General features: G+C 71.3%; 17 protein-coding genes and 1 rRNA gene. 7 read left to right on the top strand and 11 right to left on the bottom strand.

What is annotated here, in order from left to right; all coding sequences use genetic code 11:
* Positions 1-56 precede the first annotated feature (56 nt).
* A complete protein-coding gene (locus ACTWQE_RS26010) occupies positions 57-722 on the bottom strand; it encodes an HAD family hydrolase (RefSeq protein WP_443331477.1) in 666 nt (221 codons plus the stop codon).
* Between the two features lie 183 nt (positions 723-905).
* The gene (locus ACTWQE_RS26005; protein ID WP_443331476.1) at positions 906-1,412 is read right to left on the bottom strand and encodes a DUF6912 family protein; all 507 of its coding nucleotides are present in this window, start codon (positions 1,410-1,412) and stop codon (positions 906-908) included.
* Positions 1,413-1,735: 323 nt separating this feature from the next.
* Between ACTWQE_RS26005 and ACTWQE_RS26000 the strand changes: the two genes are divergently transcribed.
* On the top strand, positions 1,736-2,263 hold the full coding sequence (locus tag ACTWQE_RS26000; protein ID WP_443331475.1) for an Rv3235 family protein: 528 nt from the start codon (positions 1,736-1,738) through the stop codon (positions 2,261-2,263).
* Positions 2,264-2,485: 222 nt separating this feature from the next.
* Here the strand turns inward: ACTWQE_RS26000 and secA are convergent, their stop codons facing one another.
* Entirely contained in the window at positions 2,486-5,314 is a 2,829-nt protein-coding gene (secA, locus tag ACTWQE_RS25995; protein WP_443331474.1) for a preprotein translocase subunit SecA, read from the bottom strand.
* Between the two features lie 522 nt (positions 5,315-5,836).
* Here secA and ACTWQE_RS25990 point away from each other — a divergent pair.
* On the top strand, positions 5,837-7,075 hold the full coding sequence (locus tag ACTWQE_RS25990; protein ID WP_443331473.1) for a winged helix-turn-helix domain-containing protein: 1,239 nt from the start codon (positions 5,837-5,839) through the stop codon (positions 7,073-7,075).
* Here the strand turns inward: ACTWQE_RS25990 and ACTWQE_RS25985 are convergent.
* The 7 genes from ACTWQE_RS25985 to mtnA all read right to left on the bottom strand — a co-directional run bounded on the left by ACTWQE_RS25985 (position 7,068) and on the right by mtnA (position 16,015).
* The gene (locus ACTWQE_RS25985; RefSeq protein WP_443331472.1) at positions 7,068-7,811 is read right to left on the bottom strand and encodes a response regulator; all 744 of its coding nucleotides are present in this window, start codon (positions 7,809-7,811) and stop codon (positions 7,068-7,070) included. The genes ACTWQE_RS25990 and ACTWQE_RS25985 overlap by 8 nt on opposite strands.
* 195 nt (positions 7,812-8,006) lie before the next feature.
* Positions 8,007-8,690 (bottom strand): ribosome hibernation-promoting factor, HPF/YfiA family, encoded by a 684-nt coding sequence (gene hpf / locus ACTWQE_RS25980; protein WP_443331481.1) that lies wholly within the window; start codon positions 8,688-8,690, stop codon positions 8,007-8,009.
* A gap of 566 nt (positions 8,691-9,256) precedes the next feature.
* On the bottom strand, positions 9,257-9,967 hold the full coding sequence (locus ACTWQE_RS25975; protein WP_443331471.1) for a ComF family protein: 711 nt from the start codon (positions 9,965-9,967) through the stop codon (positions 9,257-9,259).
* A 240-nt stretch (positions 9,968-10,207) separates the two neighbouring features.
* Entirely contained in the window at positions 10,208-12,046 is a 1,839-nt protein-coding gene (locus tag ACTWQE_RS25970; RefSeq protein ID WP_443331470.1) for an LpqB family beta-propeller domain-containing protein, read from the bottom strand.
* On the bottom strand, positions 12,036-14,171 hold the full coding sequence (gene mtrB, locus ACTWQE_RS25965; RefSeq protein ID WP_443331469.1) for an MtrAB system histidine kinase MtrB: 2,136 nt from the start codon (positions 14,169-14,171) through the stop codon (positions 12,036-12,038). Before mtrB ends, ACTWQE_RS25970 begins: the two co-directional genes overlap by 11 nt.
* 1 nt (position 14,172) lies before the next feature.
* Positions 14,173-14,862 carry a two-component system response regulator MtrA gene (mtrA, locus tag ACTWQE_RS25960; RefSeq protein ID WP_443331468.1) on the bottom strand — a complete coding sequence of 230 codons (690 nt, stop codon included), beginning with the start codon at positions 14,860-14,862 and terminating at the stop codon, positions 14,173-14,175.
* Positions 14,863-14,866: 4 nt separating this feature from the next.
* On the bottom strand, positions 14,867-16,015 hold the full coding sequence (gene mtnA / locus ACTWQE_RS25955; RefSeq protein ID WP_443331467.1) for an S-methyl-5-thioribose-1-phosphate isomerase: 1,149 nt from the start codon (positions 16,013-16,015) through the stop codon (positions 14,867-14,869).
* 185 nt (positions 16,016-16,200) lie between these two features.
* Between mtnA and ACTWQE_RS25950 the strand changes: the two genes are divergently transcribed.
* The 5 genes from ACTWQE_RS25950 to ACTWQE_RS25930 all read left to right on the top strand — a co-directional run bounded on the left by ACTWQE_RS25950 (position 16,201) and on the right by ACTWQE_RS25930 (position 21,897).
* Positions 16,201-17,499 (top strand): DUF7544 domain-containing protein, encoded by a 1,299-nt coding sequence (locus ACTWQE_RS25950; RefSeq protein WP_443331466.1) that lies wholly within the window; start codon positions 16,201-16,203, stop codon positions 17,497-17,499.
* A gap of 7 nt (positions 17,500-17,506) precedes the next feature.
* The gene (locus ACTWQE_RS25945) at positions 17,507-18,193 is read left to right on the top strand and encodes a DUF4129 domain-containing protein (protein WP_443331480.1); all 687 of its coding nucleotides are present in this window, start codon (positions 17,507-17,509) and stop codon (positions 18,191-18,193) included.
* Positions 18,190-19,473, top strand: coding sequence for a DUF4350 domain-containing protein (locus ACTWQE_RS25940; protein ID WP_443331465.1), 1,284 nt, complete (start codon positions 18,190-18,192; stop codon positions 19,471-19,473). Before ACTWQE_RS25945 ends, ACTWQE_RS25940 begins: the two co-directional genes overlap by 4 nt.
* Positions 19,474-19,600: 127 nt before the next feature.
* Complete coding sequence (locus ACTWQE_RS25935) at positions 19,601-20,566, top strand: AAA family ATPase (protein ID WP_443331464.1); 966 nt, start codon at positions 19,601-19,603, stop codon at positions 20,564-20,566.
* Between the two features lie 20 nt (positions 20,567-20,586).
* On the top strand, positions 20,587-21,897 hold the full coding sequence (locus tag ACTWQE_RS25930; RefSeq protein WP_443331463.1) for a DUF58 domain-containing protein: 1,311 nt from the start codon (positions 20,587-20,589) through the stop codon (positions 21,895-21,897).
* A gap of 97 nt (positions 21,898-21,994) precedes the next feature.
* Here the strand turns inward: ACTWQE_RS25930 and rrf are convergent.
* A 5S ribosomal RNA gene (gene rrf, locus ACTWQE_RS25925) occupies positions 21,995-22,086 on the bottom strand; the annotation flags it as partial.

Below are 22,086 nucleotides of genomic sequence, written 5' to 3'. Positions count from 1 at the left end.
CGGGCGGCCTTCGGCTGCGCGGCCGCGGCCCGGCTGGTGACGGTGGCGAGGGCTGCTCAGCCGTACAGGGACTCGGCGGCCTCGACGGCCTCCGCAAGGCTGTCGACCACCGGCACACCCGCCGTCTCCAGGCTGGCGCGGCTGTGCGAGCCGCCCGTGTAGAGCACCGCCCGGGCCCCCACATGCTCAGCCGCGATGGCGTCGTCCACCGCGTCGCCGATGACGACGACCCGGTCCCCCCGGACGGCGCCGTCGAGAGCGGCGAGATGGCGCGCCATGTGCTCGGCCTTCCCGGTGTGCGAGGGCCCGATCCGCCCGTCGACCCGGACGAAGAGCTCCTCGATGCCGTGGGTGCGCACGATCGGTATCAGATGCTCGTGCGGGGCCAGGGAGCAGAGCGACTGGGTGAGCCCGGCGGCCTGCCGGTCCGCCAGCAGCTCCTTGGCGCCGACGGTGAGGGCCGCACTCTCCGCCCGGGTCCGGTAGTGGCGGTGGAAGGCCTCGTCCATGACCTCCCACTCCTCATCGGTCGGCAGCCGCCCCATCAACCGCTCGTAGAAGCGCGGTACCGGTACGCAGTACAGGTCCCGGTAGCGGGCGAGGGTGATCGACGGCAACCCGATCTCGGCGAATGACGCGTTGGTCGCCTCGATGACCGCGTCGATGTCATGGAAGAGGGTGCCGTTCCAGTCCCAGACGATATGCGTGCCGTGCTTCCCCATGCCCAAGACGGTACCCAGTGAGTCCGACATTCCCGTCGGCCGGTTCGGCGGCGGGCCGGACCGGCCGCCCGCCGGGCCGAGGCGGAGGGCCCTGCCCGCTTCCCGCTTCCCGCTTCCCGCTGCCTGCTGCCTGCTGCCTGCTGCCTGCTGCCTGCTGCCTGCTGCCTGCTGCCTGCTGCCTGCTCAGGCGATGATGTTCGGGATCTCCTGGGTGGCGTACCAGAGCAGTTCGTGGTCCTCGGCGCCGTCCACCGTGAACTGGGCGTCGTCGTCCCCGAGATCCGCGGCCCCGAGCGCCGCCGCCGCGGCCGCGACATCCGGCTCGGCGTCACCGGAGTCGAGGTGCACGGCGGCCGCCTTGGCCAGGGCGACCGGCCGGGCGATCCGCACCGCACCGAGGGCGGAGGGGTCCAGCCCCCGGTCCGGGTCCGCGACAGCCTCGCCGTCAGGGACATCCAGGGCCACGACGACCCGGCGGCGCGGGGCCTGCGGATCCGTGGCGAGCAGCCGCAGCGATGCCTGAGCGGCCCGGCTGAGCGCCGCGTACTCGAGCTCCTCGATGTCGTCCGACACGTACCACTCGCGCAGCGCGGGGGTGACGGCGAAGGCGTCCACCGGACCGGGCCCCAGCTCCCCCGCCTTGTGCGCCGCTGCGAGTCCGGGAAGGGTCGTGGGGACGTAGACGCGCATGGCTGCCGCTTTCCTGAAGGCACGGGAACGTGGTGAACGTTCCGCCAGCATACGGGCGCGAGTCCCCCTTCGGGGTGTACGGGCCCCGGCTCGGCCCGCCCGTCCCGCGGACCGGCGGCCCTCCGGACGGCCTCTGGAGGCGGCGCTCCCGCCGGAGGGGACCGTCCTCGGCCCCGCATCACCCGGATAGGTGAAACCGCAGGACGACTTCCGGCCTCTGGGTCCGTTCTTGCAGGCCGGAAGTCGCCCCCGTTAGAAGTCTTGGCAGCGAAGTTACCGCCCGGTATCCACGCCGGGCCCAACACTGCCGGGGGCAACAGCGCATGGACCACACGAGGAGCCGGATCTCCGGCCGCGGCACCGACAGCCGTACGCTCGGCCGCCGGGGGCCGGGCCGCGGCGCCGCAAGCGCCCGCACCGTACCGCCGAACCGACGCGACTCACGGAGGCCCGGTACGCCCACGGCCACCGCCGCGGCGGTACTGCGGCGGCGGGAGCTGGAGCGTCAGCCCCGGTACTGGTTCGCCAACCGGCTGCTGCTGACCCTGAGCGGCCAGAAGCCCGTCCACTGGATGCTCGGATACACCCGGGGCGCCGCGTACGACCAACTGGTCCTGCTCGCACCGCTGGCGCCCCTGCGGCCGCCCGCCGCGGGCGCGGTCCGCTACGCCCCCGTCGTCGGCCGCTGTGACGAGTACCGGCCGGAGCCGGGCGTCATCGAGGCGTTCGCCCGGATCGTGTACGGCGACCGGGTGCGGGCCCTGGCCTTCCGGCTGGAGCAGGGGCGCGACGAGCGCTGGCGCTGCTCCGCGGTGGAGCTGGGCGGGGCGTTCCGGCCTCAGCACCGGTGACTGACGGCACCGCCCGGGGAACGACCGGCGGCGCTGCACGCCGTGAGGGCCCGGGCCGGCGAGCGCCCGGGCCGGCGAGCGCCCGGGCCGGCGAGCACCTCATACGATGGCCGGGGGCCGGGCACCTTGCGATGCCCGTCCCCCGGCCCGTATACATGCGACGCCTCGCGCTCAGGAGCTCCCCGGCCCCTGGGCCACTGAGCTGCTGCTGCCCTGCGGCGGCTACTTCTTACGGCGGCGGCCGGAGGCCTTCTGGGCCTTGCGGCGCTCGGCGCGGGTCATCCCGTCCGCCTCGGAGCGGGTCGGGCCGTCGTCGCTGACGAAGTCGCCCTCGACGATGTCGCCCTCGCCGTCCACCTTCGGGGCGGAGAAGTGCAGCCGGTCGGGCCGCTGCGGGGCGTCGAGGCCCTTGGCGCGGATCTCGGGGCGGGCCACGGCGGCAGCCGGAACGGCGTCCTCGGGAGCCTTCTCCAGCGTCGTCTTCTCGGCGGCCTCCGTGACCGGGACCTCCTCGACCTGCTGCTCGACCTGGACCTCCAGGTTGAACAGATAGCCGACCGACTCCTCCTTGATGCCCTCCATCATGGCCTGGAACATGTCGAAGCCCTCCCGCTGGTACTCGACCAGCGGGTCCTTCTGGGCCATCGCGCGCAGCCCGATGCCCTCCTGGAGGTAGTCCATCTCATAGAGGTGCTCGCGCCACTTGCGGTCCAGGACCGAGAGAACCACGCGCCGCTCCAGCTCACGCATGATCTCCGAGCCGAGCTCCTTCTCCCGCTCGTCGTACTGCTCGTGGATATCGTCCTTGATCGACTCCGCGATGAACTCGGCGGTGATACCGGCCCGGTCGCCCGCCGCGTCCTCCAGCTCCTCGACGGTGACCTTCACCGGGTAGAGCTGCTTGAACGCGCCCCACAGCCGGTCGAGGTCCCACTCCTCGGCGAAGCCCTCGGCGGTCTCGGCCTGGATGTAGGCGTCGATGGTGTCGTCCATGAAGTGCCGGACCTGCTCGTGCAGGTCCTCGCCCTCCAGGACGCGGCGGCGCTCGCCGTAGATGACCTCGCGCTGCCGGTTGAGGACCTCGTCGTACTTCAGGACGTTCTTACGGGTCTCGAAGTTCTGCTGCTCGACCTGGGACTGTGCCGAAGCGATGGCACGCGTGACCATCTTGTTCTCGATCGGCACATCGTCCGGGACGTTCGCCATCGCCATCACGCGCTCGACCATCTGGGCCTTGAACAGGCGCATCAGGTCATCGCCCAGCGACAGGTAGAAGCGGGACTCGCCCGGGTCGCCCTGACGGCCGGAGCGGCCGCGCAGCTGGTTGTCGATACGGCGCGACTCGTGGCGCTCGGTGCCCAGCACATAGAGGCCGCCGAGCTCCGTGACCTCGTCGTGCTCGGCCTTGACCGCCGACTCGGCCTTCTCGAGGGCGGCGGGCAGCGCCGCGGCCCACTCCTCCGGGTGCTCCAGCGGGTCCAGGCCGCGCTGGCGCAGCTCCGCCTCCGCCAGGTCGTCCGGGTTGCCGCCGAGCTTGATGTCCGTACCGCGGCCGGCCATGTTCGTGGCGACGGTCACGGCCCCCTTGCGGCCGGCCTGGGCGACGATCGTCGCCTCCCGGTCGTGCTGCTTGGCGTTGAGCACCTCGTGCGGCACACCGCGCTTGGCGAGCTGGTTGGACAGGTACTCCGACTTCTCGACGGAGGTCGTACCGACCAGGACCGGCTGGCCCTTCTTGTGCTTCTCGGCGATGTCCTCGACGACCGCCGCGAACTTCGCCGGCTCGGTGCGGTAGATCAGGTCCGACTGGTCGAGACGCTGGACGTCGCGGTGGGTCGGGATCGGGACGACACCGAGCTTGTAGATCTGGTGGAACTCGGCGGCCTCGGTCATGGCCGTACCGGTCATTCCGGAGAGCTTGCCGTAGAGGCGGAAGAAGTTCTGCAGGGTGATCGTGGCGAGGGTCTGGTTCTCGTCCTTGATGTCCACCCCTTCCTTCGCCTCGATCGCCTGGTGCATGCCCTCGTTGTAGCGGCGGCCGGCGAGGATACGGCCGGTGTGCTCGTCGACGATCATGACTTCGCCGTCCATGACGACGTAGTCCTTGTCCTTCTTGAAGAGCTCCTTGGCCTTGATGGCGTTGTTGAGGTAGCCCACGAGCGGGGTGTTCACCGACTCGTACAGGTTCTCGATGCCCAGCCAGTCCTCGACCTTGCTCACGCCGGACTCGTGGATCGCGACCGTGCGCTTCTTCTCGTCGACCTCGTAGTCGCCGGTCTCGTCCAGGCCCTTCTGCGGGTTGGCGGCCTCACCCTTGGTCAGCCGGGTGACCAGCTTGGCGAAATCGCCGTACCACTTCGTGGCCTGGTCGGCGGGACCGGAGATGATCAACGGCGTACGGGCCTCGTCGACGAGGATCGAGTCGACCTCGTCGACGATCGCGAAATTGTGGCCGCGCTGGACCAGTTCGTCCTTCGACCACGCCATGTTGTCGCGGAGGTAGTCGAAGCCGAACTCGTTGTTGGTGCCGTAGGTGACGTCGCAGGCGTACTGCTCACGGCGCTGGGCCGGGGTCATGTTGGCCAGAATGCAGCCGACCTCCAGGCCCAGGAACTTGTGCACCCGGCCCATCCACTCCGAGTCGCGCTCGGCGAGGTAGTCGTTCACCGTGATCAGATGTACGCCGTCGCCGGACAGCGCGTTGAGGTAGGCGGGGAGGGTGCCTACGAGGGTCTTGCCCTCACCGGTGCGCATCTCGGCGACGTAGCCCATGTGAAGCGCCGCGCCGCCCATCAGCTGGACGTCGTAGTGGCGCTGGCCGAGCACACGCTTTGCGGCCTCACGGACGGTCGCGAACGCCTCGGGGAGCAGGTCATCCAGGCTCTCACCGTCGGCGTACCGCTGCTTGTACTCGTCGGTGAGTGCCCTCAGCTCGGCGTCGGAGAGGTTGACGAAGTCCTCTTCGATGGAGTTGACCTGGCCCGCGATGCGGTGCAGCTTGCGCAGGATCTTGCCTTCGCCTGCACGCATGAGCTTGTTGAAGACGGACACGTAGGTTGGTCTCCTTGCCGGTCGGGCCTGGCACTGGGGGTGCCCCGGCCTGAGGCCGGGGAGGTGCGCGGGCACAGCAGGGTCAGGCCCCGCCGCAACGGCCATCGTAAGACAGGACCCCGCCGCCTCGGGAGGTCCGTCATCCCGAAGGACCGGTGTCACCCGTACGAAGAACGAGCGGGCGGGCCGGAACGTGCCCCGCGGAGGAGTCCGTCCCGCCCTGTGCCCGCCGTCGTGGGACGGGTCCGGCCACACGACACGCCGCAGCACAGGTGGGGACGGACGCGGCATCCGACTCCCTGCGCGACTCCCCGCCCGGCCGGCCCTGCACGCGCCCGTGGCCACCCATGCGCGCCCGCGCACGCCGCACCGCCACGCCCGTCAGCGCACCCTCAGCGCCGCTGCGGCCGTGGCCACGCCGGCTCCCGACCGGCCGGGAGCCCCGGAACGCCGCAAGGCCGTCGGCTGCGGAGATCCGCCGCCGCGGCGCTGTTGTCAGTGCCGGCCTCTAGGGTGCGGCTCATGACCACGCTGCCGAGGCCGAGCACCGCACTGTCCGCCGACGAGGCACGGCGTATCGCCCTGCGTGCCCAGGGGCTGCTGGGCGCACCGGACCGGCGGGCCGGTGTGCGGGGAGTGCTGCGCCATCTGGGTGCGATACAGCTGGACACGATCTCGGTGCTGGCGCGGTCGCACGAGCTCGTGCCGTACGCGCGGCTCGGCGCGGTGGGCCGCCCGGCGGTCGAGGCGGCGTACTGGACCGATACGCATTCCTTCGAGTACTGGTCGCACGCGGCCTGCATCCTGCCGATCGAGGAGTGGCCGCACTTCGCCTTCCGCCGCCGGGCCTGCCGCGCCAAGGGCCACCGCTGGCATGTGATGGAGGATTCCGGGAGCTCGTGCGCCGCGGTGCGCGACCGCTTGAAGGCCGACGGTCCGCTGACGGCCTCGGAACTGGGCGGCGCCAAGAACGGCGGCCCCTGGTACGACTGGTCCGAGACGAAGATCGCCGTGGAGTGGCTGCTGGACACCGGTGAGGTGGTCTGCACCGAGCGGCGCGGCTGGAAGCGGGTCTACGACCTGGCGGAGCGTGCCGTCCCCGACCGGCTGCTCCATGACGATCTGGACGATCTCGAATGCACCCGCCGGCTGGTCGCCCAGGCGGGGGCGGCGATGGGAGTCGCCACCCGGAGGGACCTCGCGGACTACCACCGGCTCAAGGGCGAACAGGTGGACGCCGTGATTGCCGACTCCGGGTTGGTGCCGGTGGTCGTGGAGGGATGGGGAAAGCCGGCGAGCCGGGGCGGGAGCGGCGGTCCGCGGCGGACCGCCGGAAGGACGGCGGGGGAAGCATGGGCGGATCCGGCGGTACTGGCGGACGCAGCGTCGGTGAAGCGGCCGCGGCACCGTACAACCCTGCTCTCCCCGTTCGACTCGCTGATCTGGGACCGGCGGCGTACGGAACGGATCTTCGGCTTCACCCACCGGCTGGAGGCCTATGTCCCGAAGCCGAAGCGGGTGCACGGCTACTTCGCGATGCCGCTGCTCTCCGGCGGCAGGCTGCTGGGCCGGGTGGACCCCGCGCGGGAGGGGACGGTGCTGGTGGCGCGGCAGCTGTCGCTGGAGGGGCCCAAGGCCGTACGCCCCATGGCTGAGGCGCTGCTGGAGGCGGCCGCGTGGGTGGGCTGCGACACGGTGCGCATCGAGCGGGTCGCACCGCCGGAGCTCGCCGCTCCGCTGGCCGGGGCCCTCGCTACCTGATCTCGAGGATCTTTTCCCGCATCGCGTAGACCACCGCCTCCATCCGGGAGTGCAGCTGCAGCTTCTCCAGGATGTTGCGGACGTGGTTCTTCACCGTGTTCTCGCTGATGAAGAGCTCCTTGGCGATATCGCGGTTGTTCATGCCCGTGGCCACGAGCTTGAGAACCTCCAGCTCACGGTCGGTGAGCCGGGGTGCGGGCACCAGCCGGCGCTCGTCGGTGCGCTGGATCATCGATTTGAACTCGGTGAGCAGTTTGGACGCCATCGACGGGCTGATCTGCGACTGGCCGTCGGCGACCGCGCGGATGGCGGTGGCCACCTCGTCGGTGGAGATCTCCTTGAGCAGGTACCCGGTGGCACCGGCCTTGATCGCGTCGTAGAGGTCTGCCTCCTCATCGCTGATCGTCAGCATGATGATCTTCGCGCTGGGGGCCACCTCCTTGATGGAGGTACAGGCCTCGATTCCGCCGCGCTTGGGCATCCGTACGTCCATCAGCACGATGTCGGGCAGCAGGTCGGCGGCCTTGTCCACCGCCTCCGCGCCGTCCCCGGCCTCCCCCACGACCTGGATGTCCTCCTCCTGGGCGAGGACGATCTCCAGCCCGCGACGGAAGAGGGCGTGGTCGTCCACCACGAGGACCCGGATGGGCTCGTCGCGTCGCCCTTCCGTGTCCGCACCGGCCCCGACGACTTCCTGGTCGTCCTCGTCGGAGCCGGGCCCGATGCTGTCCGCCATGGTTCCTCCCCCTCAAGGCCGAGGCCTTGATTGCGTGCCCCGCCAACCGCGTTCCATGGAACACGGGTTGACTGCGGTCGCCATGATTTCATGCCCGGGCGCCGGAGGGTCGCTCCCGTGGTCGCACAATGGTGCCCCCGGGGGCGCACAGGCGCTTCCGGGGGCACCGGATGGTGGTTGTGCTGCGGACTGCGGTCAGCCTCCGAGGGCTCCGCCGGCACCGCGCGGGGCCTCCGCGACCAGGGGGTCCGACTCCAGATGGATGACGCCGTAGTCATAGGCGTGGCGACGGTAGACCACGCTGGGCTGCTTGGTGTCGGAGTCGATGAACAGGTAGAAGTCGTGTCCGACCAGCTCCATCTCGTAGAGCGCCTGGTCAAGACTCATCGGAGCCGCGGCGTGGGTCTTCTCGCGGACAACCAGCGGGCCTTCGCCCTGGACTTCCAGTGAGCCCATCTTCGTGGTGGGCACGCTCTCCTCCACGGTCTCGCTGAGGTTTTCGCCGTTGAGGTGTGCGGCGAGCGGTGCGGTGGCGGCTGCGACACTCGTCGGCGTACGGCTGCCGCCACGGTGTACGCGGCGCTTGTCGGCCTGCTTGCGCAACTGGGCTTCCAGCCGGTTCGTCGCCGCGTCGAGTGCGGCGTACGGGTCGCCGGCCGACGCCTCCGCCCGGATCACGGGGCCGCGGGAGACCAGTGTGATCTCCACGCGGTCGGCGCGGTCGGCCTGACGGGGATTGTGTTCCTTGGACACCTCGACGTCGAGGCTGATCACCTTGCCGTCGAGCTTCTGGATCTTCTCCAGCTTCAGCTTCTCGGCCACGTGCTTACGGAAGCGCTCGGGCACCTCGGTCTTGCGGCCCTTGACGACGATGTCCACGCAGAACTCCGTTCCCGGACCGCTCCGCAGCAATGCGGAGCGCATCCCTCTTGCCTGGGGCCGGCGGGTCGCCCTCCACGGGCGCACCCCGTCGGCGCTGCGTCTGCCGCACCGCCACGAGGCCGGGGCGTCGTCCGGAGTCGCGGCGTTGCGACTTTCACCTCCTTCTCCCCAGTCGACAGGGTTTCCACCCCACCGAGTTCGGGGACGGCGGAAAAGTCCCGAAGCACACTCATCCGATAAATGAAGCACGCTTGTCCGACATAAAAGGCATAGCCTCCGCCATTCCTCACACCGAACATAGCTCTCCGGGACGAATGTCGGCACCCCCTACCGGCGCGTACCTCGGTTCTGGAAGCAATCCGCTCCTACCCCGTGCAACGACGCACGTTCCCCCGTAGTTCCACCGCAGTTCACAGCGGTGCGCGGGCAGATCCTCCGCGCCCCCGGCCGGGCCGCCCGGTCCGCTGCTGACCGCCGGAAACCGATGGCACCGAGGGCGCGAAGGCCGGTGGAGGCCGATGGAAGCCGGATGGAATCCGCGGGAAGCCGGTGCACGAAGGGACTCAGAAGGCCGTCAGCGGCGCTGCGATCACCGCTGCGGCGGTCACCCGTACGCCCGTCGCGCCGACTGCTTCGGCTGCCGCGACCAGCGTCGCCCCGGTCGTCATGAGATCGTCCACCAGCACCACAGGAGCGGTGCTCAGCAGCCTGTCACCGCCCTCCGCGACCGCCAGGGCCCCGGCGAGATTGCCGTGCCGCTGCCGGGCGGTCAGCCCTGCCTGATCGGCCACGGCGCGCGACTGCCGCAGGACCGGAGCCACCCGCGCGGGACGGCCCTCCCGCCGCAGCCGGACCGCCGCGGCGAAGGCGATACGACGGGTCGGATCATGACCGCGCGCGGCCACCGCCCGCCGCGCCGACGGCACCGGGACGATCACCAGCGGACCGGGGCCCGCGCACGCCGCCCGCACCGCGCACGCCCGCACCGCGCACGCCCGCACCGCCCCCGCGAGTGCCTCGCCCAGCGGGCGGGCCAGCCCGAGGGCGCCCCTCTCCTTGTGAGCGAGCAGCACAGCCCGCACCTCGTCCGCGTACGGCGCCACGGCGTGGACCGGCGGCAGCACCGCCGGCAACGGAGTCGGCCGCACCCTCCGCGGCCTTGCCCCGCCCAGCGCCGTACGACAGCGTCCGCACAGCGCGGCCCGCGGGAGGCCGCAGCCCGCGCAACCGACCGGCATCACCAGGCCCGAGATCTCCTGCCACCACCCCCGCACGGCTCCGCCTCCGCCCCGGCACTCCCGCGTACCCCGTATGACAACCCCTGCGCTCGCACGCCACCCACTGTGCCTGGGCCGTACGACCCTCACCAGCCCTGTGGACAACGCCCGGGAATCATGGCCGGGCGGACGCGGACGTGGCCGGGAACACGAGCGCCGACGCGAGCGCGGACAGCGTCGCCTGTGTGTCCTGTGCGGTCGGGAGCGACGTACGCGCGGCCCGCCGGGAACGCCCTCTCAGCCGGGATAGACCGGCGCCGCGCCCTTCTCGGTCACCAGTTTCCAATTGGCGTCGAGCGGCAGCCGGACGATTCCGTCACTGGAGTGGGCGATCAGCGGCTTGTTCTCGTCCTCCGATGCCGCGACCGCCCGCACCCCGTTGATGCCCGGCAGCGTCGGCGTGTTCGACGACGATCCGTCGGTCTCCACGTACTGGAGCTGCTGCACCCCTCCGGCCTCCGTCCCGACGACGACCAGCCGACTGCTGCCCGCCCAGGACGCGGCCTTCACATGCTCCAGCTGCGGCGCCACCGACAGCAGATCGTTCACCGACAGCTGGGGCTTCCCGGGGTCCCTGGCAGACCGCTCGACGCGCCCCAGCTCCAGCGACGTATGCCCGTTCCGCGTCACCAGCAGCGCGAGCCGCACCCCGTCGGAGGACACCCGCAGACCTTCGATCCGCCCCTTGCCCAGCGCGGGCACCACGACCTCCTGCGGCTTGCCCGAGCCGGCGGAGAGCCGCAGCAGCCGCTGCCCGTCCGGATCCCGGTCAGCGATCCACAGATTGCCGTTCCCGTCCCAGCTGGGCGCCGTCAAGGCGTCCTTCTCGCTGTCGGCCGTGGAGTGCAGCTTCGCATCGCCCCGCTCAGCTCCGGAGCTCATCGGGGCCACATACAGCGACCGGCGGTCCAGCGAGACCCCCGCCGCGAAGCGCTCACTGCGGTCCACCCCGACCGAGCTCAGCTCCACCGAGCCGTCCCCGAACGGCCCTTCCACCCGGCTCGGCTCATCGCTGCCGTCGGACAGGCTCGCCAGCCGGTGCTCGGCATCGATGAAGTACTGGTGCTCGGTGTGGTTCTTCAGACCCGCCGGTGCGTAGGCGGCCGCCTCGCCCGGGTTGAGCACACACAGCTCGCTGCCGTCGCCGCGCGCCAGCTCCACCCTGCTGATCTTCGCCGAGGCCTGGTCCTGCACGGTGTACAGCAGCTGTGCGGCCATCCGGTCGCACTGCCGCGGGCCCACCGTCGCCCCGCGGTCGTTCAGCCGGACGCGCAGACCGTTCGAGTCGTCCAGGGAGAGGGTGTCGTCCACCACCTCCGTACCGCGGGGGAACTGCGTGCCGACCACCCGGTCCAGCCAGTTGGTCGGCCCCTTCAGCAACGCCTTCACGGTGGAGGTGAGCGGGTCTATCCGACGGCGCAGATACACCGGATCGGCGACCAGCACCTCCTTCTGCGCCCCCGGCGCCTTTTCGTCCCCCCCGGTCTCCGCGAAGTAGTACTTGTTGACCGACCGGTAAATGCGCTCGAAGTCGGACTCGCCCAGCACCAGGCCCTCCGGCGGGGCGTCGATCCGCCACTCCTTGCCGACCTTCGTCAGGTGGACCGTCGTCGTGTACGTGCCCTCGCCCGGCTTGTACGCCTGCTTCCGGTCGACCGTGGCGATCTGCTTGCCGCTCAGCTCGGCCGTGGCGCTCCTGTCGAGCCGCTCTCCGGCGGGGCGGTCCGTACGCGGGACCGGCCCGTCCTCGAGCACGGTGGTCTTCGAGAAGGGCTTCCAGCTTCTGGACGCCTCCTTGGTGAGGTAGAGGCGTGCCGTCTTGAAGTCCGCCTCGTCGCTGGTCGTCGCCTCCAGGAAGCCCTTGACGATGTCGTTCGGCTGTTCGCCCGCCCGCGGCGGCACCCCGAACACCCGCACCTGCGCATCGGCGTCGGCGCGCTGCGAGGCATCGACCCGGTGCACTTCCCCGCTGTCCGGCATCGAGGCGCAGCCCGACGCCAGTACGGCACCGCAGGCGAGCAGCGCGGAAGCCCGCAGCGGACTCCATCGACGCTTGGTGTGCCGGTCAGAGGCCACGCGGCCCGCCCTCCCGCTCCGGTTCCCGGTTGTACTGAGTGTTCTGGCTGTCCCGGCCGGTCTGGCCGCCGCTCCAGGCGTCCCGGTTGTCCTGGCCGCTCCGGCCGTTCTGAGGGTCCCGACCGGCCTGCTCACTGGCGCGCTGCGCACCGGCTGGGCGCGCGGCACTGTCACGCGCGCCCCCTCCCCGGGGCACGACCCGCGCCCCGCTGCCGGGCAGTGCCGCCGGACCGGCGGAGGGCGGCGACATCCGCGGCTGAGGAGGAACGGAGGATATCCGCGGCGGCCCTGCGTTCGGCAGACCCGCGTCGTTCAGCCCGCGGTTCCGCCGCGAGTCCTCCGGCTCCAGCGGGATCGGAGAGCCGCGCAGGACCTCGCCCGCCGTACGGGGCAGCGTCAGCCGGAACTGCGAGCCGCCGCCCGGCTCGCCCCACGCCTGCAGCCAGCCGCCGTGCAGCCGTGCGTCCTCCACCGCGATGGACAGGCCCAGACCCGTACCACCGGTGGTACGCGCGCGTGCCGGGTCCGCCCGCCAGAAGCGGTTGAACACCCGCGTCGCCTCGCCGGGCTTGAGTCCGACGCCGTAGTCCCGCACCGCCACCGCCACGGCCCCGCCGGCCGTGGCCAGCCGCACCACGACATCCCGGCCCTCGCCGTGCTCCACCGCGTTGGCCACGAGGTTGCGCAGCACCCGCTCCACACGGCGCGCATCCGCCTCGACGATCACCGGCTGGTCCCCGCCGCACACCAGGATCCGGCCGCCCTTCCGCTCGGCCAGCGGCTCGGCGCCCTCGATCACCCGTGCGACGATGTCCCGCAAGTCGATCGGATCGGCCTCCAGAGCGGCCGCGCCCGCGTCGAACCGGCTGATCTCCAGCAGATCGGAGAGCAGCGACTCGAAGCGGTCGAGCTGGCCGCGCAGCAGCTCCGCCGACCGGGCGGTCGCCGGGTCGAAGTCCTCCCGCGCCTCATGGATCACATCGGCCGCCATCCGTACCGTCGTCAGCGGGGTGCGCAGCTCGTGCGAGACGTCCGAGACGAAGCGCCGCTGCATCCGCGACAACTCCTCCAGCTGCTGGATCTTGATCTGGAGGTTCTGCGCCATCTTGTTGAAGGCCTCGCCGAGCCGGGCGATGTCGTCCTCACCGGTGACCTTCATCCGCTCCTGCAACCGGCCCGCGGCCAGCCGCTCGGAGATTCCCGCGGCCATCCGTACGGGGGTGACGACCTGCCGCACCACCAGCCAGGCGATCGCGCCGAGCAGCACCACCACGAAGACCCCGGCCGTGGCCAGCGTCCCCTTCACCAGGCTCAGCGACTTCTCCTCCTGGGTGAACGGGAAGAGGTAGTACAGCTGGTACGGGTGGCCGTTGACATCGCTCAGCTGCTTGCCGATGGCCAGCGCCGGCTCGCCGTCGTCCCCGGCCCCGCGGAAGAGCCGGGTGGGCTGCTCATACGTGCCGGGCTCCGCGTCCAGGGACTTCCGCAGCTCCGCCGGCACGCTCCGCTCCGGGTCGACGACCCCCGACGCTCGGGGCGCGCGGGTCCCGCGGCTGTCGTCCACGAAGTGCTGCTCGGTGTCGGAGCTGAGCGCCATCACGGTGTACACGCCCTGCCCACCGCTGCCGAGCTGCTGTACGAGATCGGTCAGCCACTCGCTGGAATTCTGCGGTCCACGACTGCCGACCGGCCCGCCGTTCTGGCCGCGGGCGTCCGTGTCCGCCTTCTCCCGGGCCACATTGAACCCGCCCGCGGCCTGGCTCTGGGCAGCCCCCTGCTTGGCGTCCTGCAGGCCGTTGCGGACCTGGCCGATGACGACGACGCCCAACAGCAGTACGACACCGAGCGACATCAGCAGGGTCGTCGCGACGACCCGCAGCTGAATGTTGCGCCGCCACAGCCGCACCGCCGGCAGCAGCGGCCTGCGCACCCAGCGGACCAGCAGGCGCAGCACGGGGTGCACCGGGCCCCCCGGCGCGCCGTCCTGCAGCAGATTGCCGCCCTGCCAGAAGCGGTCGACCAGAGAAATCCTCCCGACCGGGTGGACGGGCCGCCCCTCACGCAGGCCCTCCGGGGACCCTGCCCCCGGAACTCCGGACTCCGGAGCGGCACCGTTCCCGGACATGTCAGCCCGGCCCGGCCTTGTAGCCCACACCGCGCACGGTCACCACGATCTCCGGCCGCTCCGGGTCCCTTTCGACCTTCGAACGCAGCCGCTGCACATGCACGTTCACCAGCCGCGTATCGGCCGCGTGCCGGTAGCCCCAGACCTGCTCCAGCAGCACCTCACGTGTGAAGACCTGCCAGGGCTTACGGGCCAGCGCAACCAGCAGGTCGAACTCCAGCGGCGTCAGCGCGATGGACTGTCCTTCCCTCTTCACCGAGTGACCGGCGACATCGATGACCAGGTCGCCGATCGCGAGCTGCTCGGGGGCAGGCTCCTCGGAACGCCGCAGCCTCGCCCGGATCCGTGCGACCAACTCCTTCGGCTTGAACGGCTTGACGATGTAATCGTCCGCGCCGGACTCGAGCCCGACCACCACATCGACCGTGTCACTCTTCGCGGTCAGCATGACGATCGGCACTCCGGACTCCGCCCGGATGAGGCGGCAGACCTCGATGCCGTCCCTGCCGGGCAGCATCAGATCGAGAAGCACCAGATCCGGTTTGGTTTCGCGGAAAGCGGCGAGAGCCTTGTCACCGTCCGACACGAACGACGGTTCAAAGCCTTCGCCGCGCAGCACGATGCCGAGCATCTCTGCCAGTGCGGTGTCGTCGTCGACGACCAGGACGCGTCCCTTCATAATCGACATCATCCCATTAGCTAATCGTTACCCGGCGTGACCCGGCGCACAACTCGGCGAGCCCCGCCTCTGTGACCGGCGAAACCACCCCGTCCTCTGTGACGATCGCGGTCACCAACTCCGGTGGAGTGACGTCGAAAGCGGGGTTGTACGCCTGCGTGCCCAGCGGCGCCACCGGTATCCCGCTCCCGGGCTCGGCACCCGCCACCGGAACGTACGGCGCTGTGAGCTCCGTCACTTCATGGCCGGGCCGCTGCTCCACCTCGATCGACGCCCCGTCCGGGGTCTGCGGATCCACCGTCGTCGTCGGAGCGACCACAATGAACGGCACATGGTGATAGCGCGCCAGCACCGCGAGCGGATAGCTGCCCACCTTGTTGGCCACCGAGCCGTCGGCCGCGATCCGGTCCGCCCCTATCAGCACCGCGTCCACCTCCCCCGCGGCCAGCAGCGAACCCGCCGCGTTGTCCGAGAGCAGCGTGTACGCCATGCCGCTGCGCGCCGCCTCATAGGCGGTGAGACGGGCACCCTGCAGCAGCGGACGCGTCTCGTCGACCCACAACCGCCGCAGCTCACCCGCCCGGTGCGCGGCGCGGGCCACCGCGAACGCCGTACCCTCACCACCCGACACCAGGGCACCGGTGTTGCAGTGGGTGAGAATCCGATGACCACCGCCCGGCAGCAGCTCCGCGAGCAACGCCAGCCCGTGCTCGGCCATACGTGCGCTCGCCTCGGCGTCCTCCTGGTGCAGCGCCCGCGCCTCGGCCAGCGCCGCGGCGGCGCCCCGCTCCTGGTCCCCGCCGTTCTCGACAGCACGGCGGTACGCCCCGGCGGCCCGCCGCACCCCGTACCCGAGGTTGACGGCCGTCGGACGGGCGTGCGCCAGCAGCTCAGCCGCCTCCTCCACGTCGTAGCCCCGTACGGCGGCGAGCGCGACACCGTACGCACCCGCGATCCCCAGCAGTGGTGCGCCGCGAACGGCGAGCGTACGGATCGCCTGCACCAGCGCAGGCACATCGGTGCAGACGAGCTCCACCTCCTCCGCGGGGAGCCGCGTCTGGTCGAGGAGCACCAGCACGGGCCCCTCCGGCGGCTCGGCCCAGCGCAACGAGGGGAGGGCGGGTGGTGCCGCGACCACCGGAGGTACCGCGTCCTGATCAGCCATCCGCCCAGTCTGCCCCGTCCGGCGGGGGTATTTGAAGGTGCGGCCGGGGTACAGGCCACGGTACGAACGCGGATGCGCCGTGGCACGATGGCAGCGAACCGGCCGTTGCTGTGCTTTCCCAGGGGGTGTCCCCCTGCCGTCGGAGCCCAGTCGAGACCGCGGACGGGCACCGTGAAGGAGCGATGATGAACGACTCTCCGGGCTGGGCTTCGCCCGGATCCGCCCCCTCCGGCGAGCCGGGGCGAGGCGACTCCGGGGACCGGCGGGACGAACCCGGGCAGTCCCCGCCCGAGGACCGCCCCGCACCACCGGTGAACTGGTCCAAGCAGCAGCCGCCCGCCGGCCAGTGGGCCGCGCCCACCGGCGCCGGCCCCGGCCAGAGCGGCGGCCCGGGCGGTGGCCACCCCGGAGGAGGCCAGGGCGGATGGGGCCACCAGGGCGGATGGGGATCCGGCTGGGCCCAGCCCCCGGCGGCCAAGCCCGGCATCATCCCGCTGCGCCCCCTCGGGGTCGGCGAGATCCTCGACGGCGCGGTCTCCACCATGCGGGCACACTGGCGGACCGTCCTGGGGATCTCCCTCGTCGTCGCGGTCCTCACCCAGACGGCGGGGACCCTCGCGACCGGCATCTGGTTCCGGGAGTCGGGCAGCCTCCAGGGGCTGGAGAACAACCCGAACCCGACCTTCGACGAGACCATGGACGCCCTCGGCGGCACCCTCGGCAGCAGCGGCGTGACCTGGCTGATCGGCATGCTCGGCACCATCATCGCCACCGCCTTGCTGACCATGGTCGTCAGCCGTGCCGTGCTCGGGCGGTCGGTGTCGACCGCCGAAGCCTGGCGCGGCGCCCGGTCGCAGCTGCCCCGGCTCTTCGGCCTCCTCTTCCTGCTGCCGCTGCTCATCGCGGCCGTCGCAGCCGCGGTACTGGCACCCGGCATCATCCTGTCCGCGACCGGGGTCCCCACCGCCGGAGCGGCACTGATCGTCGTCGGTGGCGTCGCCGCACTGATCACCTCGGTCTGGCTCTGGATCCGCTACAGCCTCGCCGCCCCCGCGCTGATGCTCGAGAAGCAAGGCGTGATCGCCTCCCTGCGCCGCTCCGCGAAGCTCGTACGGGGCGCCTGGTGGCGGATCTTCGGCATCCAGCTGTTGACGGTGGTCCTGATCTTCTTTGTCGGGGCCGTCATCGAGATCCCCACCAGCATCGTCGCCATGATCGTCGGCGGCGACGGCGCCATGGACTGGCTCTCCGGCGAGAGCGTCGCGACCAGCTGGACCTTCCTGATCGTCGTGGGCATCGGCGCGGTGATCAGCTCGACCATCACCTTCCCCATCAGCGCCGGGGTCACGGCCCTCCTCTACATGGACCAGCGGATCCGCCGGGAGGCGCTCGACCTGGAGCTCGTCCGGGCCGCGGCGGCGGCCGAGCCCGGCGCCCAGCAGTCCGGGATCCCACAGCCCCACACGTCGACACCAGGAAGCTGATGCGGTGATCGCGACGGGGGGCACGACCGCGGTGGCGCATCTCCTGGCGCGCGGCGACGACGAGGTACCGGTGAAAGTCCCGCGTGTGCCCGCCCGGGAGGCGGCGGAACGCGAGCTCTCCGAGCCGATGTACCACGAACACGATCCAGGGCTGTTCCAGCGGGCCCTCGACTGGTTCTGGGAGCGGATCGACGACCTCCTCACCGCCGCCTCCGGCGCCACCCCCGGCGGCACCCTCGGCCTCGTCGTCATCGCCATCGCGATCGTCCTCCTCGTCGTCGCACTGAGACTGCGACTGGGCGCACTGCGCCGCACACCCACCAGCGCCGTCGGCCTCTTCGACGCCCGCCCCCGCAGCTCGGCCGAACACCGCGCCGCCGCCGAACGCCACGCGGCCGACCACGCGTGGGACCAAGCTGTCCGGGAGATCATGCGGGCCGTCGTCCGGTCCCTGGAGGAGCGGGCTCTCCTCGATCCGCGCCCCGGGAGGACCGCCGACGAAGCAGCCACCGAGGCGGGCCGTTCGCTGCCCGACCATGCCGGCCGTCTGCACGCCGCGGCCCGCGACTTCGACGACGTCACCTACGGCGGCCGCCACGCCACCGCGGACACATACGCCCGCCTGCGCGACCTGGACCTCGATCTGCGGCGCAGTAGGCCCCGGCTCAGTGCCTCCGCCGGAGGCCCGGGATGACCCGGACCGCCGCCCCCGACACCTCGGCGTCCCCCACCTCCGGGACAGCCCCTGCCACCTCGGTGTCGCCCACTGCCCGACAGCTGTGGACGCGCTCCCGCGGTCTGCTGATCGCCCTGGGCATCCTTGTCATCGCCGGGGTGGTACTCGCCGCTCTTCGCTCCGGCGAGCAGCACGGCCGTCTCGACCCCCGTTCCTCGGAACGCTTCGGCAGCCGCGCCGTAGCCGAGCTGCTCGCCGACCGGGGCGTCACCACTCGCGTCGTCACCACCACCGAAGCCGCCGCGTCCGCGGCCGGCCCGGACACGACGGTCCTGGTCACCGACCCTGACCGCCTCACGTCCCGTCAGCGCGGCACGCTGCACAACGCCCTGGCAGGTTCCGCCGGCCGCACGGTCCTCCTGGCACCGGGCAAGACCTCGGCCGAAACCTTCGCACCGGGCGTACGGACGGCCGCCCCCACCGATGTGACGGTCCGCCCGCCGGATTGCTCCCTCCCAGCCGCGGACCGAGCGGGCGACGCCGAACTGGGCGGTCTCCGCTACGACTCCTCGGCCCCCGGCGCGGACGCCTGCTATCTGAGCGGAGGCTTGCCGACCCTGCTCCGGCTCCCGGGCACGAACGGCACCGACACTCTCCTGCTCGGCTCCCCCGACATCCTCTTCAACGACCGCCTGGCCCAGCGGGGCAATGCCTCGCTCGCCCTCCAACTCCTCGGATCCCGTCCGCATCTCGTCTGGTACCTCCCCACACTCGGAGACAGCGCGGCCACCGACGGCGGCGACCGCAGTTTCTTCGACCTCGTCCCCCCGGGCTGGAACTGGGCCCTGCTCCAACTCGCCATCGCGGCAGCGCTCGCCGCCCTGTGGCGGGCTCGCCGACTGGGCCCCCTCGTCACCGAACCGCTGCCCGTCGTCGTCCCCGCATCGGAAGCCACCGAAGGACGCGCCCGGCTCTATCGCCAGGCCAACGCCCGCGGCCGGGCAGCCGAGGCCCTCCGCTCCGCCGCTCGTGTACGGCTCGCCCCGCTCGTGGGCGTACCGGCCGCCCAAGCGCACAGCCCCGAGGCGCTGCCCCCCGCGGTCGGCGGCCGACTGCGGGACGCGACACCCGCCGTCAGGGCCCTGCTCTTCGGTCCGCCCCCGGGGGACGACCGGTCGCTCGTCCGTCTCGCCGATGAACTCGACGATCTGGTAAGGCGCGTCGCCTCCGGAGCCGCGCCGCACCCGGACTCCGCGTCGCCCCCTGACGTCCCGTCACCCCCGGGCGAGCAGGCATGACCCCTCGAACTCCGCAGCACTCCCCACCCGACATCGCCCCCGACCGACCTCCCTCCGACGGGCACCGCCGGGATCGTCCCGGCAACCTCGCCCTACCGACCTCGCCCCGACTGAAAGGCACCGCTCAGTGAGCGTCCCGACCGCCGACAGCGCCCGAACCTCTCTCGAGGCCGTGAGAACCGAGATCGCCAAGGCCGTGGTCGGCCAGGACCCTGCCGTCACCGGTCTGGTCGTCGCCCTCCTGTGTCGCGGCCACGTCCTGCTGGAAGGTGTCCCGGGAGTGGCGAAGACACTGCTCGTACGCGCCCTTGCCGCCTCACTCGAACTCGACACCAAACGCGTCCAATTCACGCCCGATCTCATGCCCAGCGATGTCACGGGCTCCCTGATCTATGACGCACGCACCGCCGAGTTCTCCTTCCAGCCCGGCCCGGTCTTCACCAATCTGCTGCTCGCCGATGAGATCAACCGGACGCCCCCCAAGACCCAGGCGTCCCTCCTCGAAGCTATGGAGGAGCGCCAGGTCTCGGTGGACGGGACTCCCCGCATGCTCCCGGACCCCTTCCTCGTCGCGGCCACCCAGAACCCGGTCGAGTACGAGGGCACCTACCCCCTTCCCGAAGCCCAGCTCGACCGATTCCTGCTCAAGCTGACCGTGCCGCTCCCATCCCGGCAGGACGAGATCGATGTGCTCACCCGTCATGCGGAGGGCTTCAATCCCCGTGACCTGGAAGCCGCCGGTCTGCGACCGGCGGCGGGACCCGCGGATCTGGCAGCGGCCCGTGCCGCCGTCGCGAAAACCACCCTGTCGCCCGAGATCGCCGGTTATGTCGTCGATATCTGCCGTGCCACGCGCGAATCCCCCTCGCTTTCCCTGGGCGTGTCCCCCCGCGGGTCCACGGCCCTCCTGGCCACCTCACGCGCCTGGGCCTGGCTCACCGGCCGTGGCTACGTGACCCCCGACGATGTGAAGGCGCTCGCGCTGCCCACACTCCGACACCGGATCCAGCTCCGCCCGGAAGCCGAGATGGAAGGCGTCACCGCCGATTCCGTCATCGAGGCGGTCCTCGCCAACGTCCCCGTCCCCCGCTGAACCGACGGGAGTGGACCCCCTTGGCCCTCACCGGACGCACCGCCCTGATCGCCGCCGTCGGCGCTCTTCTCACCGGTCTTCTGCTCCCCGACTGGACCGGCATCCTCGCTGTCAACGTCCCCCTGGCACTGGCAATTCTGTGCGACCTCGCACTCGCCGCGCCAGTGCGCAGGCTCCAGTTCACCCGATCCGGTGATACATCTGTTCGGCTTGCCGAACAGGCATGCGTGCACCTCACGATCACCAATCCGTCAGGCCGACCCCTGCGCGCCCTGCTGCGTGACGCCTGGCCTCCCAGCAGCTGGCCGTCCGACGTCAGTGCGGCGGCTTCCCGCCACCGCCTGCGCATCCCGCCCGGTGAGCGAAGCCGCCTCACCACCGTTCTCCGGCCCAGCCGACGCGGTGATCGCCGAGCGGCCCGCGTGACCGTCCGGTCGTACGGCCCGCTGGGCCTCGCGGCTCGGCAGGGCCACCATCAGGTCCCGTGGGCCGTGCGTGTTCTGCCGCCGTTCACCAGCCGTAAGCACTTGCCCGCCAAGCTCGCCCGCCTCCGTGAGCTCGACGGCCGCACCAGCGTCCTGACGCGCGGCGAAGGCACCGAGTTCGACAGTCTCCGCGACTACGTGCCCGGTGACGACACCCGTTCCATCGACTGGCGGGCCACTGCTCGCCAGTCCACCGTCGCCGTGCGCACCTGGCGGCCGGAGCGCGACCGTCACATCCTGCTCGTCCTCGACACCGGCCGTACGTCCGCGGGTCGAGTCGGTGGTGTGCCGCGGCTGGATGCCGCCATGGACGCCGCACTGCTGTTGGCCGCGCTGGCCGCGCGTGCTGGAGACCGCGTCGACCTGCTCGCTTACGATCGACGGGTTCGGGCCTCCGTCCAGGGCCGAACCGCCGGCGATCTGCTCCCCGCCCTGGTCGACGCCATGGCCACCCTTGAACCCGAACTCGTCGAGACCGACGCCCGTGGTCTGGCGGCCACCGCGCTCCGCACGGCTCCCAGGCGATCGCTGATCGTGCTGCTGACCAGTCTCGATGCCGCCCCGGTGGAGGAAGGCCTCCTGCCGGTCCTCCCGCAGCTCACTCACCGCCATACGGTGTTGCTGGCCTCGGTCGCCGATCCGCGTATCGAGGAGATGGCGCGGTCACGTGGCTCCCTGGATGGGGTTTACGAGGCAGCCGCCGGTTCGCAGGCTCAGTTCGAACGACGCCGTACGGCGGACCGTCTCGCCCGGCACGGCGTCAGCGTCGTGGATGCCACGCCCAAGGGGCTCGCTCCCTCTCTGGCCGACGCGTACCTCGCGCTCAAGGCCGCCGGCCGTCTCTGACTGGGAAAACATGCCTTTGGAGGACCGTCGGAGCCCTGAACGCAGAAATGCCGCAGTCCCCTGGATCTCACGATCCAGGGGACTGCGGCCAACAATTGTTCGGCGGCGTCCTACTCTCCCACAGGGTCCCCCCTGCAGTACCATCGGCGCTGAAAGGCTTAGCTTCCGGGTTCGGAATGTAACCGGGCG

Origin of the sequence: Streptomyces sp. 8N706, assembly GCF_052245415.1 — a bacterium.
Classification (GTDB): domain Bacteria; phylum Actinomycetota; class Actinomycetes; order Streptomycetales; family Streptomycetaceae; genus Streptomyces.
The sequence above is the reverse complement of the archived record's forward strand: the minus strand, read 5'-3'. Positions and strand labels throughout refer to the sequence as shown.